Raw genomic sequence first — 12,928 nt, 5'->3', positions numbered from 1 at the left:
CCGTCGTCGCCGGATGAGTACGTTCTTACTCGCGGCCCCCGCAGGTCGCGTATGACCGACCTCGGAAAGGTCGACCGCGAGTTCTTCGACGAGTACATCTACCCGCGGTTGGGCGCGGCCCGCGACGACGTGGCGCTCGGCCCGACCCACGGCGTCGACTTCGGCCTCCTCGACATCGACGGCACCGCCGTCGCCATCGCGACCGACCCCGTCTCCGTGCTCCCCGCGCTCGGCTTCGAGCGCGCGGGCCGGTTCGCCATCGACATCGTCCTCTCGGACATCGCCGTCTCGGGGCTGGACCCCTCGCACCTCGCCGTCTCCTTTACCCTCCCGCCCGAGATGACAGACGAGCAGTTCGCCGAACTCTGGGGCGCGATGCACGACGAGGCCGACGACCTCGGCGTCAGCATCGTCACCGGCCACACCGCCCGCTACGCCGGCTGTTCGTACCCGTGGGTCGGCGGCGCGACCGCCCTCGCGGTCGGCGACCACGACGACGTGGTCCGCCCGGACGGCGCGAGACCCGGCGACGACGTGCTCGTGACGAAGGGCCCCGGCGTCGAGGCGACCGGCCTCCTGACGACGCTCTTTCCGGACGCCTTCGCCGACCTCGACGACGACGTGCTCGCCGCCGCGCAGGCGCGACTCGACGAGACCGACGCGGTCCGCGACGCGATGACCGTCTCGGCCGCCGGCGGCCGCGGCGTCCACGCCATGCACGACGCCACCGAGTGCGGCGTCCACGGCGCGCTCAACGAAATCGCCGAGAGCGCGGGCGTCCAACTCGAAATCGACGAGTCGAGCATCCCGTTCCGGCCCGGCGTCCGCGAGACCTGCGACTTCCTCGGCATCGACCCGTGGCGCTCGACCACCGCCGGGTCGCTCGTCGTCGCCACGGACCCCGACGTCACGGACGACGTGGTCGCCGCGCTCGACGCCCGCGGCACCCCCGTCGGCGTCGCCGGCACCGTCGTCGCGGGCGAGGGCGTCGTCGTCGACGGCGAGCGCATCGAGCACCCCGACGTTGACCCCTCGTGGGCCGCCTACGACCGGCTCGCCAGCGAGGCCGAGCAGTCGGGTGCCGACGAATAAGCAGACTCACCCCTCGTTTTCCAGCGCGTCAGCGACCCGGTCGAGCGCCGCGTCCGCCGCGTCGACGTCGGCCGCGAGGCTCAGAAAGCCGTGCGGCATGGCGGCCTCGTGGTCGTGGACGGCCTCCACGCCGGCGGCGTCGAGTACCGACGCGTAGGCCGCGCCCTCGTCTCGAAGCGGGTCGAAGCCGGCGGTGACGACGTGCGCCGGCGGGAGGTCGGCGTGCGAGTCGGCCCGGAGCGGCGCGGCGAAGGGGTTGTAGCGGTCCACCGGGTTTCGGAGGTAGGTGTCGTGGGCCCACAGCACGTCGCGGCGGGTGAGAAGCGGGCCGTCGGCGTTCTCCCGGAGCGAGTCGTGGTCGGCCGAGCAGTCGGTCATCGGGTACAGGAGGACCTGTCTCTCGATGGTCGGGCCGTCGAACTCGCGGGCGTGGAGGGAGACGGCGGCCGCGAGATTCCCGCCGGCGCTGGTCCCCGCGACGGCGACTCGGTCGGGGTCGGCTCCGACGGACGCGCCGCGTTCGGCGAGCCACTCGACCGCCCGCACGCAGTCGTCGAGGCCGGCGGGGAACGGGTGCTCGGGCGCGAGTCGGTAGTCGACCGAGACGACCACGCGGCCCGAGCGGACCGCGAGCCGTCGGCAGACGCCGTCGATGGAGTCCAGCGTGCCCATCGCCCAGAGGCCGCCGTGGAAGAACGCGACCGCGGGGCGCGTCTCGCCGGGTTCGGGGTGGTAGACGCGGAGCGGAATCTCGTGGGTCGAGGCGGCCCTGTCCCCGCCCTCGCCGGAGATTGCGAAGTTCGTAACGCGGGCTACCTCGGGCGCGTCACCGGCCGAAAACACCTCGTCTTCGACCCGGCGGGCGCTCTCGACGCCGAGCGCGGACCACTCGGGGAGGCCCAGACGCTCGACCTCGGCGACGGCCGCGTGAGCCTGCGGGTCGAGGTCGGCCGCGCGGTCGGCGACACCGATGGCGGACGAGCCGTTAGAATCGTCCTCGGGGTCGTGTCGGGAGTCACCGTCAAAGAGAGCCATACCGGTGGGCCGCGGGCGACCGTGAAAAACACCACGCCGTGCGGGTCGTGAATCTACTTGTCGCGCCGGCGCTTCGACACGCGTATGACCGACGACTCCACCGTCGAGACCGCCCGCGAGATGGACGCGGCGGACCCGCTTTCGGACCTCCGCGACCGCTTTTTCGTCCCCGAGGGCGAACTGTACATGGACGGCAACTCGTTCGGCCCGCTGTCTGTCGACGCGGAGGCGGCCCTCGAACGCGTCGTCGACGAGTGGCGCGACCTCGCCATCCGCGGGTGGACCGACGCCGACCCGGAGTGGTTCACCTACGGCGAGCGACTGGGCGAGCGACTCGCCCCGCTCGTCGGCGCGACGCCCGAGGAGGTCGTCGTCGCCAACTCCACGACGGTCAACATCCACGCGCTCGTCGGGACGTTCTACGACCCCGCCCGCGGCGAGAACATCGTCGTCGACGACCTCGACTTCCCGACGGACCACTACGCGATTCGCGCGCAACTCCAGCACGCCGGCCGCGACCCCGACGAGGCGCTCCGCGTGGTCGAGAGCCGCGACGGGCGGACCATCGAGACCGAGGACGTGCTCGACGCCATCGACGACGACGTGGGGATGGTGTTTCTCCCGTCGGTCCTCTACCGGAGCGGCCAGCTGTTCGACGTCGAGGCCATCACCGAAGCCGCTCACGAGGCCGGCGCGCTGGCCGGCTTCGACCTCGCGCACTCGGTCGGCGCGGTCCCGCACCGGCTCTCCGAGGTCGGCGTGGACTTCGCCGTCTGGTGTCACTACAAGTACCTCAACGCGGGCCCCGGCTCCATCGCCGGCCTCTACGTCAACGAGCGCCACTTCGGCGTCACGCCCGCGCTGGCCGGCTGGTGGGGCAACGACAAGGAGACGCAGTTCGACATGGCGATGACCTACGAGCCGGCGCAGTCGGCCGGCGCGTTCCAGTCGGGGACGGTCCCGGTGCTGTCCGCGGCCCCCCTCGACGGCGCGCTCGACGTCGTCGAGGACGCCGGCGGCGTGGCCGCCCTCCGCGAGAAGTCGCTGGCGCTCACGGACTACCTCATCGCCCTCGTGGACGAGCGACTGCCGGAGTGCGAGGTCGGCACCCCGCGTGACCCCGCGGCCCGCGGCGGCCACGTCGCGGTCGAACACCCCGAGGCCTACCGCGTCAGCCTCGCGCTCAAGGAACGGGGCGTCATCGTGGACTTCCGTCAACCGAACGTCGTCCGGATGGCTCCCGCGCCGGCCTACGTCGGCTTCGAGGACGTGTACCGGGCGGTCGAGCACTTCCGAGAGATTCTGGACGGGGACGAATACGAGGCGTTCGAGAAGCAGAGCGGCGGCGTCACGTGAGGGTCGCGGCGGCGGGGAGTCGGTCGCTTACCAGTCGATGACTTCCTTGTCGCGCCAGAACTTCCCCGCGGGCGCGCCGGGCTTGAACGTGGCGAGCCACGTCGGCGTCTCCGCGCCCTTCTCGACCGGCCGGTTCGCCTCCTCGCCGCCCATGTCGGTGCGGACCCAGCCGGGACACACCGAGTTGGCGATGAGACCGTCGTCGCCGTACTGGCCGTCGAGGTAGGCGGTGAGGCCGTTGAGGCCGGTCTTCGAGATTCGGTACGCGGGCGACCCGCCGGACTGCCCCTCGCCGAGCGCGCCCATCCCGGAGGAGACGTTGACGACGCGGCCGCCGTCGGACTGGAGGAGGAGGGGAACCGCGTGCTTGCACAGGAGCATCGGCCCGCGGAGATTGACGCCGAGGGTGCGGTCGATTCGCTCGGTCGACTCGGCGACGATGTCCTCGCCCTCGCCGCCGACGCCGGCGTTGTTGACGAGGATATCGAGGCGGTTCTGGTCGGCGAAGACGCCGTCGACGACCTCCTCGATGTCGCCTTCTTGGGTCACGTCGAGGAGGACGCGTTCGGTGCCCTCGGGCGTCTCGTTGGTGACGCTGCGCGACCCCGCGTACACCGTCGCGCCGCGGTCGCGGAGGTTCTCGGCTATCTGGCGGCCGATACCTCGGTTCGCGCCGGTGACGAGCGCGACCTGTCCGTCGAGGTCGTCGTAGCGGTCGGGTTCCATGGCTGCGTCTGTGAACTGAGAAAGGATATTCTCACCGAAGCGTGCCGGCGGTCGCGGCGTACCGGCGAGGTTCGAGAGGCCGACGGGTCACTCGACCGCGATAGTGAGTTCGCCGAACTCGTCGCCGGTCCACTCGTGGGCGGTCATCCGGCCGTCGGGCGAGCAGATGAGATAGACGTAGCCCGGCCACGACGCCTGTTCCCGGTCGGTCGCGCTCGGGACCGGGTCGGACTCGGGGTGCGAGTGGTAGAAGCCGACCGCGTCGTCGCCCGCGGACTCGATGGCTTCGAGAATCGAAACCGTCTCCTCGGGGTCGAGTTCGTAGGCGACCCGCGGGTCGTCGGCGACGTTCGAAACGGGGTGGGCGGCGGTGACGGTGCGCGCGTCGCCGTCGCCGGCGAGGACGCCGCAGACCTCCGCGGGCGGGTCGCTGGCGGCTCCCTCGCGGGCGTGCGAGAGAACCGACTGCCGCGCGTCGCGTTCGAGCGAGAGCCTACTCGAAGTCACGGCGCATGGCGATTTCGAACCACGGGCAGAGACGCAGTTGGCGGTACCACTCGGGGTTGTCGTGGAGGTGCTCGTAATCCGCCCAGAGCATGCCCGCGATTTCCTCTTCGTCGGGGTCGAGGGAGGTGTCTTCGAGCGTGACCTTCAGGACGGCACAGACCTCCCACTCCAGTCCGGCGTTCTCGTAGTAGCGCTTGTACTCGAACTTGTCCGTGACGCGGAGGTCGGAGTACTGGTCGGGCGAGATGCCGAGTTCCTCTTCGAGGCGCTCTTCGGTGGCTTCCTCTTGGGTCTGGCCCTCGACGGGGTGGGAGGCGACGGTGCCGTCCCAGGAGGTGTCCCACAGGCGCTTGTAGGGCGCGCGCTGGGCGAGGAGTATCTGTCCCTCCTCGTTGAACACGAGGCAGGTGAACGCGCGGTGGCGGATGCCGTCGCCCGTGTGGGCGTCGAGTCGGTTGACCGTCCCCTCGGCGTTGTCGTCGGAGTCGACGGCGATGACGTCCTGCGCTGCGTTCTTGTGGAGTTCAGTAGCCTCGTCGGCCGCTGCGTTGCTCATGTGCCTTCCGTCGGAGTCGGGGGTCAACTAAGCTTCGATGCGAACCGCGGACCACGCGGCGGCGGCGCGGGATTAGCCGAGGCGCTCGTCGAGGATTAGGCGGGTCTTCGTGCTCTTCACGTCGTCGTGCTCGCGGGCGCGGGTGATGAGGTCGTTGACGGCGCGGGTGTCGGCGGCGTCGACGACGAGGACGATGTCCTCCTCGCCGGAGACCTGCCAGACGAAGTCCACGTCCTTCCAGTCGGCCATCAGCTCGGACACGTCGTTGGTGTCGACGTCGACCGCGACGGTCACCTCTATCATCGCCTTCAGGTTCCCCGTGCGGGTCGAAATCGTAAAGCGCTCGATGACGCCCTCCTCGACCAACCGCTCGACGCGGTTCCTGACGGTCCCCTCGGAGGTCCCGACTTCGGCCGCAATCTCCGTGTTGGGGGTCCGAGCGTCCCGTCGAAGGATATCGAGGATGCGTCGGTCAAGCTCGTCCATATCTCACGTGCCGTCCCCAGCGACTTACCGATTACGAATTTCGTAACTCGACTTCGAAAGTAACACTTATGCACCCGTGTTCCGTTCGTTTCTCGTAATGTCGGACGCCTATCTGGCGCTGGAAGACGGTCGCGTGGTCGAAGCGCGTGGCCGTGTTCCGGGGCGCACACGCGGTGAACTGGTGTTCACAACCGCATATACGGGATACGAAGAGAGTCTGACCGACCCTTCGTACGAAGAACAAGTGCTCACCTTCTCGTACCCCCTCATCGGGAACTACGGCGTCCGAGCCGAGCGATTCGAGTCCGACCGGGTCCACCCTCGGGCGGCCGTCGCACGCGAGTTCACCGAGGAGGTCGTCGAGTGGCTCGCCGACGAGGGCGTCCCGGCGGTCGACCACCTCGACACGCGCGACCTCGTCACGTCCATCCGCGAGGAGGGCGCGATGAAGGTCGGAATCGCCGTCGGCGAGGACGTGACCCCCGAGGACGCGAAGGAAGAACTCGCGCAGTGTAAGGGCATGAGCGAGCACGTCGACATCGGCGCGCAGGTCACCACGACCGAGCTGACGACGTTCGAGGGCGACGGCGACACCACCGTCGCGCTCGTCGACTGCGGCGCGAAGGGCTCCATCGTGGACTCCCTCGTCGACCGCGGCGCGACGGTCCACGTGCTTCCCTACGACGCGGACGCCGAGGACGTGACCGCGCTCGAACCCGACGTGCTGTTCATCTCCAACGGCCCCGGCGACCCCGAGAACTACACCGCGACGCGCGACCTCGTCGAGGAGTTCGCCGGCGAGGTCCCGCTGGCGGGCATCTGCCTCGGCCAGCAGATCGTCGCCAGCGCGCTCGGCGGCACCACCGAGAAGATGGCCTTCGGCCACCGCGGCGTCAACCAGCCCGTCCGCGACCTCCAGAGCGGAAAGGTCGTCATGACGACCCAGAACCACGGCTACACCGTCGCCGACCCCGGCGACCAACTCGACGTGACGCAGGTCAACGTCAACGACGACACCGCGGAAGGCCTCGCCAGCGAGGAACTGAGCGTCATCACGCGCCAGTACCACCCCGAAGCCCACCCCGGTCCCCACGACTCGCTCGGCTTCTTCGACGACGTGCTCGCCATGGCGGGTACAGAGGGAAACGAGCATAAGCCCCGAGTCGCTCCCTCGGACTGACCACCCCGACCGCGACTTCTACTAGCCCGATTCCAGACGCCCCGGTCGACTGCACCCCGACCGCCGGCGACAGAACACCGATTTTTCGGCGCGTTTCCCCCACGAGCAACGGGATTCGCATTTCGGACCGGATGTGGTAGAAACTGTCAAACTGTTCCCCGGCGTATTCTCACCTATAATGGACGACGTATCGCTCATCGAACGCGGGTTCGAGGAGTTCCCGGCGACGGTGGCGATTCTCGACAGGCACGGGGATATCGTCTACACGAACCGGGCGTGGCGGACGTTCGCCGACGAGAACGGGTACGCCGGCGACCCCGATTCGACGGGGGTCAACTACCTCGACGTGTGCGACGCGGCCCGCGAGAGCGACGAGATCGCGGGCGTCGTCGCCGACGGCATCCGCGCGGTGCTCCGCGGCGACCGCGACTGTTTCACCGCCGAGTACCCGTGTCACTCGCCCGCGGTCTACCGGTGGTTCTCGCTCCGCGTCGTCCCGATAGATACGCCGAGACACGGGGAGTTCGCGCTCGTCATCCACCTCGACATCACCGACAGGCGGCTCGCGGAGCTGCAGGTCAACGAGAAGAACGAACACCTCGCGGCGCTCGTCGGCGGGCTCGCCTCGGAGTTGAAAGCCCACCTCGCGTCGGCTACCGAGTCGGCCGAACGGCTCGTCTCGGTCGACGGCGACGACGCCGCCGCGCTGTTCGAGAGCCTCTCGCGCATCGAGTCGCTCGTCGAGTGGGGCATCGACGTCGCCGAACAACCGAGCACGCTCGACCTCGCGCCCGTGGGCTTCCGCGAGCACGTCGCGCAGGCGTGGGCCGTCGCGTCGCTCGACGGCGCGAACGACGCCACCTACCGAGTTGTCGGCGACGGGTCGCTCTTGGCCGACACGCACCTGTTCGGGCTGTTGTTGGTCGCGCTACTCACCAACTGCTTCGAGCGGAACGCCTTGCCCGGGCCGCCTTCCAGCGTCGTCGTGGGGACGACCGCCGACGGGTTCTACGTCGACGACGACGGCCCCCGCCCGTCGTCCGAGGAGCGCGCGGCGACGGCCCCGAGCCCGAACCAGTTGCTCGGCGTCGATTACGACTCGCTTCACCTCTCGACGGCCCGGCGAATCGCGGACCTCCACGGCTGGCAACTCGACGTGGCCGACTCGGAACTCGGCGGCGCGCGCTTCGAAGTCCGCGGCGTCGTGTGGAAGTAGGCCGCGTTCGGCCGAGAGCGAACGAGACGCGCCGGTCAGGAGAGGTCCGCTTCCATGACGAACGTCGGTTCCTCCGCGAGGTCGCTCCGGGCGAGCGACGCGTCGGAAATCCAATCGATTCGCTCGGGGAACAGGACGCGCGTCCGGTCCGCGCCGACCGAGGCGGCGTCGCGTCGAACCGCGTCCAACAGCGACTCGCAGGCCGGCGCGTCGTCCCACGCGGCGACCGCGTACTCGGCCCACGTCACCTCGCCCTCGTCGTCGCGTTCGCGGGTGTAGGTTCGGTTCCGGTAGGTGAAGCCTGTCGCGCGGTCGTCGCCGACGACGAATAGTCGGTCGTCGGCCGCGGCGTCGTGGAGGCGCGCGCGGGTCAGCTCGGAGAGCGCCCACGACTCGACGGGGTCGAGCGCGAGCCCCGACAGCGCGGTTCGCGCCTCGCACCCGGTCCAGTAGGCCCACGCGGCGTCGGCGTCGTCGCCGACCGCCGTCTCCGGCTCGGCGGCCGCGTCCGGTTCGGGCGTCGCCCAGCGGAACTCGACGCCGGGGTCGAACCCGACCGTGCGGGCGTTGGCGAGGCTCGGGACGTTCCACGAGTGAATCATGTTGCGGACGCGGCGCGCCCCCCGCTCGCGCGCCCAGTCGAGAAGCGCGTGCGACAGCCGGGTCGCGAGCCCCCGCTCGCGGTAGTCGGGCGCGACGCGCATCCCCTGCGCCCAGCCCTCGTACTCCGAGAGCATGACGACCTGCGCGATGGCGGCCACGTCGTCGGAGGGCGTCTCTTCGCCCATGTCCACGAGGAGCGTCGCCTGGTCCGACTCGCCGGGGGAAATCCAGTCGTGGTAGATGTCGGGGATGTAGTCCGACCCGCCGCGGTCGGCCCACGTGTCGCGGGTGAACGCGGCGACCGCGTCGTAGTCCTCGGGTCGGGCGGGTCGAATCTCCATCAGTTCACTCCCACGGGACGGAGCGCTGGGTCAGCTCGCCTTCGAGGTTCCGGCCCATCGCGCCGGCCGGGTCGGAGAGGTTGGCGAGCGACCACATGAGCTTCACCTTCGCCGTGCCGGGGAGCGTGTCGCCCGCCTCGACGACGCCGGCGTCGAGCAGGTCGCGGCCGGTGTCGTAGACGCGGTCGCAGACGCGGCCGTCGAGACACTGCGAGGTCATGGCGACGGTGGTTCCGTCTTCCACGAGTTCCTCGAACCGCGGGATGAGGTCGGTGTGGACGTGGCCGAGGCCCGTCCCCTCGATGACGACGCCGGCCTTCCCGTCGAGGTAGTCGAGCGCCGCGGGGTCCATCCCCGGCGTGAACTTCACGAGTTCCACCTCGGACTCGATGTCGGCGTGGAGCGCGAGGTCGGCCTCGCCGCGGGGGGCGTAGTCGCGGCGGAACGTGACCTCCTCGGCCTCGTAGTCGACCTCGCCGAGCGGCTTCGCGCCGACGGTCTCGAACGCGTCGCGCCGGGAGGTGTGGTTCTTGCGGACGCGCGTCCCCTCGTGGAGCGCGCAGACGTCGTCGGACTCCGAGGCGTGCATGCAGACCATGACCTCGGCGGCGTCGGCCTTGGCGGCCTCGACGGCGCAGACGGCGTTCATCACGTTGTCAGACGAGGGGCGGTCGGCCGAGCGCTGACTGCCCGTGAAGACGATGGGGACGGGCGTGTCGAGCATGAACGACATCGCCGACGCGGAGAACTGCATCGTGTCGGTGCCGTGCATGACGACGACGCCGTCGGCCCCGGCCTCGATTTCCTCGGCGACGGCCTCGGCGAGGTCGACCCACACGTCGGTCGTCATGTTCTCCGAGAGGATGTTGGCGACGACGCGGCCGCGGTAGTTCGCCCGGCCCGCGAGGTCGGGGACGGCCCGGAGCACGTCCTCGGCGTCGAACTGCGCGGTCACCGCGCCCGTGCGGTAGTCGACCGTCGAGGCGATGGTCCCGCCGGTCGAGATGAGCGAGATGGTCGGGAGGTCGTCGTCGAACTCGATTTCTGAGGTGCCGTCGCCCTCGGACTGTGCGTCTTCGATGTCGTACACGTCGGTTTCGAGCACGTCCACGTCGGCTCCCTCGCGGGCGATGCCGACGTTGTACCCGCCGTCGAGTTTGACGACGAGATGGTCCTCGGTGGAAGACGGCATGAGTACGCCTTCGTTCGTGACGTCCGCGCGGGTGACGCGGACGCGGTCCCCTGCGTTCATATCGCGGGATACCGTGGGGGCAGACTTCAAACCCACCTTTTTACCGTTCGGGGTCGCCGGAGGCGACCCGCTCACGGCAAAAACCTGGAGGGAAAAAGCCGAGTAGCTCGCTTCGCTCGCGACTCGGTACGGCGACTGGAGCGCAACCGAACCGACCGAGCGAAACGAGGGAGACGGCCGCACCACCGACATAACGGACACAAGACATTTTACCGGACCGTCCGTCAGCCAGCGTGTGCTCCCCACGATACTCCTCCAGTCGGGCGGCGCAGGCGCGCTCGTCGTCGGCCTGCTGTTTTTCCTCCTGTTCCTCGGGATGGTGGTGTGGACGTACAGTGACGCGAAGCGAAACAGCAGTCACCCGGCGTTCCTCTGGGCGGTCGTCGTCTTCCTCGCGCCGCTTTTGGGACTCGTCCTGTACTTCATCCTCGGCCGCAACGCGTAGGACCGAGCCGGGCGGCGCACCGTCACGCGACGCCGAACAGTCACCGCGGCTGACCAACCGGCACAAGAGCCATCAGGCTCGCCCGCGACCCTGTACACATGCAACGGTCGGACCAACGGGAGTCTGAGCAGTCCGTCGACGACCTGCTCTCCGGCGTGAACCGCGAGAGCGACGATTCGATGCGGGCGGAGCGCTCCGCCTCGTCCGGCGGCGGTCGCCTCGGCGGGCTGTTCTCCCCGCGCGTGTTCCTCGCGGCGCTCCTGCTCTCCATCGGCGGACTGCTCGTCGGCGGCGCGATTCCCATCGTCGGTTTCGTCGGGCGGTTCGTCGGCATCGCCGCCGCCGGCTTCGTCCTCGGCCTCGTCGGGTCGAAGCGACGCTACACGGAAGTCGTCCTCGCCGGCGCAATCGCCGCGGGCCTCGCGTTCGTCCTCTCGACGCTGTTCGCCGTGTTCGCGCCCTTCGCGGTCCAACTGCTCGCGGACTACGGCGTCGCCATCGCGGGCGTCGGCGCGGCGAGCGGCGGGCTCGCGGGGCTGGTCGGTCACTACTTCGGCCGCGACCTTCGGGCGGGCCTGACAGAGGAGTTGTAGGCGTCAGTCGATTCGCCAGCGGTCGCCGTTGTGGGCGACCAGACCGCCGTCGGCGAGGTGGTGCAGCGCGCTGTCGACGACCGCGGGGTCCGCGTTGAGGTCCTTCGCGATGCCGCGGACGGTGTTCGACCCGTTGGCGAGCGCGGCGAGAATCTCCGCGTAGAACCTGCTGTCGGCGTCGACGCCGAGGCGGTCGTTGAGGCGGTCGAGCACGTCGGTGATGCGGCCCTGCACCCACCGCTGGGCCAAGGAGAGTTCGTTGTCGAGTTCCTCCAGTTTCCCGAGTTCGCGCGCCAGTTCCGAGACGTCGTCGGTGCCGGCGTTCTCGACTTCGAGCGTCACGTGCGGACAGCGCCCGGCCATGTCGAGGCTCGGACTCGGCGGATAGGCGCTTTTCGCCCCGAACCCGTACGGCGAGACGTTCACCTCCAGCCTGAGGTTCCGCGAGATGTGGAAGTACTTGCGCCGCTGGTCGTCGGTGCGGGACTCGATGAGCCCCGCGTCCTCCAGCTTTCGGAGGTGGTCGATGACGGCCTTGGGGCTGACGCCGAGGTACTCGCTTATCTCGGTGACGTAGCACGGTTTGTGCGAGAGCAACCGCAGGATGCGCCGGCGGTTTTCGTTCCCGAGTAGGTCAAGCAGTACCGCGGAGTCCATTACGAGGTCATAGACTGCGGGCGGGGAAAAGCCTGACTCATGTGATACTCCGCGCCGTCATGCGATTAGCGATTGTGGCTCACGGGGAGCTGTCGGGGCCGTCCCGAGGCGCTCACGGGGCCGTCTCCGGCGTCTCTGAGAGGCGGTCGAACGCCCGGGAGGCGAGGAACACCGCGAGAAACGAGAGGGCGACGGTGATGCCCGCGAGGAGCGCCCCCGCCTCGTACTTCAGCGGCGGGTAGTAGCCGAGGCCGTAGTCGAACACGTCGTTGACGAGCGCGAGGGTGAGGGCGAACCCGAGCGCGCCCTTCGTGGTCGCGCCGTAGCGCGGGACGACGAGGGCGAGCGCGAGAAAGCCCGCGTGGGTGAGCATGATGCCCCAGTAGTCCCAGAGCGCGGCCCCGGAGAAGCCGACGTAGAGGTCGGGTCGGAGGTTGAGCGCGACGACCGTCCAGACGCCGTACTTGACGAGCCAGACGAACGCGAGCGTGTGGAGGTACGCGAGCGGCCGGTTGACCGGCGCGTCGGCGACGCGGCGGCCGAGGTTCGGAAGCAGCGTCGCGGCCGACAGCGTCATCAGCGCGAGGGCGGTCGGCGAGTCGCCGAAAAGCGGGTAGAGGAACGTCGGCAGGTCCGACAGCGCGGGGTCCGAGTGGACGTAGAAACTCACCCCGACGAGGAACGCGGCGGCGTTGAGGACGAGGAAGACGACGAGGCTCGGGCCGTTTCCGAGGTAGTACTCCGTCCAGTCGTCGACCGCCGCGCCGAGGTCGAAGTCTCGCAGACCCATCGCCGAGTCGGACGGCGCGCCGAAAGAAAAGACCGTCGGGGCGGGGGCGACTGGGGCGGGGACGGGGCGGCTCGAACCCGCCGTCGGGGCGCG

Annotated in this window: 15 protein-coding genes; 6 read left to right on the top strand and 9 right to left on the bottom strand. The window is 69.5% G+C overall.

What is annotated here, in order from left to right; all coding sequences use genetic code 11:
* Positions 1-51 precede the first annotated feature (51 nt).
* Positions 52-1,092 carry an AIR synthase family protein gene (locus C5C07_RS11210; RefSeq protein ID WP_004975039.1) on the top strand — a complete coding sequence of 347 codons (1,041 nt, stop codon included), beginning with the start codon at positions 52-54 and terminating at the stop codon, positions 1,090-1,092.
* A gap of 6 nt (positions 1,093-1,098) precedes the next feature.
* Here C5C07_RS11210 and C5C07_RS11205 read toward each other — a convergent pair whose 3' ends face one another.
* Positions 1,099-2,127, bottom strand: coding sequence for an alpha/beta hydrolase (locus C5C07_RS11205; protein WP_115805077.1), 1,029 nt, complete (start codon positions 2,125-2,127; stop codon positions 1,099-1,101).
* Between the two features lie 84 nt (positions 2,128-2,211).
* Between C5C07_RS11205 and kynU the strand changes: the two genes are divergently transcribed.
* Positions 2,212-3,483 carry a kynureninase gene (gene kynU / locus C5C07_RS11200; RefSeq protein ID WP_115805076.1) on the top strand — a complete coding sequence of 424 codons (1,272 nt, stop codon included), beginning with the start codon at positions 2,212-2,214 and terminating at the stop codon, positions 3,481-3,483.
* A gap of 27 nt (positions 3,484-3,510) precedes the next feature.
* Here kynU and C5C07_RS11195 read toward each other — a convergent pair whose 3' ends face one another.
* From C5C07_RS11195 to C5C07_RS11180, 4 genes are all read right to left on the bottom strand, one after another.
* Positions 3,511-4,209: an SDR family NAD(P)-dependent oxidoreductase gene (locus C5C07_RS11195; RefSeq protein ID WP_050459657.1), complete on the bottom strand. Its 699-nt coding sequence runs from the start codon at positions 4,207-4,209 to the stop codon at positions 3,511-3,513.
* An 87-nt stretch (positions 4,210-4,296) separates the two neighbouring features.
* The gene (locus tag C5C07_RS11190) at positions 4,297-4,716 is read right to left on the bottom strand and encodes a desampylase (RefSeq protein ID WP_115805075.1); all 420 of its coding nucleotides are present in this window, start codon (positions 4,714-4,716) and stop codon (positions 4,297-4,299) included.
* Positions 4,703-5,272 (bottom strand): NUDIX domain-containing protein, encoded by a 570-nt coding sequence (locus C5C07_RS11185; protein ID WP_115805074.1) that lies wholly within the window; start codon positions 5,270-5,272, stop codon positions 4,703-4,705. The genes C5C07_RS11190 and C5C07_RS11185 overlap by 14 nt, the downstream gene beginning before the upstream one ends.
* 72 nt (positions 5,273-5,344) lie before the next feature.
* Entirely contained in the window at positions 5,345-5,758 is a 414-nt protein-coding gene (locus tag C5C07_RS11180; protein ID WP_004042482.1) for an Lrp/AsnC family transcriptional regulator, read from the bottom strand.
* A gap of 97 nt (positions 5,759-5,855) precedes the next feature.
* Between C5C07_RS11180 and carA the strand changes: the two genes are divergently transcribed.
* Positions 5,856-6,938: a glutamine-hydrolyzing carbamoyl-phosphate synthase small subunit gene (carA, locus tag C5C07_RS11175; RefSeq protein WP_049905075.1), complete on the top strand. Its 1,083-nt coding sequence runs from the start codon at positions 5,856-5,858 to the stop codon at positions 6,936-6,938.
* A 178-nt stretch (positions 6,939-7,116) separates the two neighbouring features.
* Positions 7,117-8,154 carry a PAS domain-containing protein gene (locus tag C5C07_RS11170; protein ID WP_050459659.1) on the top strand — a complete coding sequence of 346 codons (1,038 nt, stop codon included), beginning with the start codon at positions 7,117-7,119 and terminating at the stop codon, positions 8,152-8,154.
* Between the two features lie 35 nt (positions 8,155-8,189).
* Here C5C07_RS11170 and C5C07_RS11165 read toward each other — a convergent pair whose 3' ends face one another.
* A complete protein-coding gene (locus C5C07_RS11165) occupies positions 8,190-9,098 on the bottom strand; it encodes a GNAT family N-acetyltransferase (RefSeq protein WP_115805073.1) in 909 nt (302 codons plus the stop codon).
* Between the two features lie 4 nt (positions 9,099-9,102).
* Positions 9,103-10,350: a Glu-tRNA(Gln) amidotransferase subunit GatD gene (gene gatD / locus C5C07_RS11160; protein ID WP_050459661.1), complete on the bottom strand. Its 1,248-nt coding sequence runs from the start codon at positions 10,348-10,350 to the stop codon at positions 9,103-9,105.
* A gap of 235 nt (positions 10,351-10,585) precedes the next feature.
* Here gatD and C5C07_RS11155 point away from each other — a divergent pair, with 235 nt between their 5' ends.
* The gene (locus tag C5C07_RS11155) at positions 10,586-10,795 is read left to right on the top strand and encodes a PLDc N-terminal domain-containing protein (RefSeq protein WP_050459662.1); all 210 of its coding nucleotides are present in this window, start codon (positions 10,586-10,588) and stop codon (positions 10,793-10,795) included.
* A gap of 98 nt (positions 10,796-10,893) precedes the next feature.
* Complete coding sequence (locus C5C07_RS11150; RefSeq protein WP_115805072.1) at positions 10,894-11,388, top strand: hypothetical protein; 495 nt, start codon at positions 10,894-10,896, stop codon at positions 11,386-11,388.
* Positions 11,389-11,391: 3 nt separating this feature from the next.
* Here the strand turns inward: C5C07_RS11150 and C5C07_RS11145 are convergent, their stop codons facing one another.
* Both C5C07_RS11145 and C5C07_RS11140 read right to left on the bottom strand, forming a co-directional pair.
* Positions 11,392-12,045 carry a metalloregulator ArsR/SmtB family transcription factor gene (locus tag C5C07_RS11145; protein WP_004975018.1) on the bottom strand — a complete coding sequence of 218 codons (654 nt, stop codon included), beginning with the start codon at positions 12,043-12,045 and terminating at the stop codon, positions 11,392-11,394.
* A 112-nt stretch (positions 12,046-12,157) separates the two neighbouring features.
* Positions 12,158-12,835 carry a DUF1405 domain-containing protein gene (locus C5C07_RS11140; RefSeq protein WP_004975016.1) on the bottom strand — a complete coding sequence of 226 codons (678 nt, stop codon included), beginning with the start codon at positions 12,833-12,835 and terminating at the stop codon, positions 12,158-12,160.
* Between the last annotated feature and the right edge of the window lie 93 nt (positions 12,836-12,928).

Source organism: Haloferax sp. Atlit-4N (assembly GCF_003383025.1).
Lineage (GTDB): Archaea > Halobacteriota > Halobacteria > Halobacteriales > Haloferacaceae > Haloferax > Haloferax gibbonsii.
The sequence above is the reverse complement of the archived record's forward strand: the minus strand, read 5'-3'. Positions and strand labels throughout refer to the sequence as shown.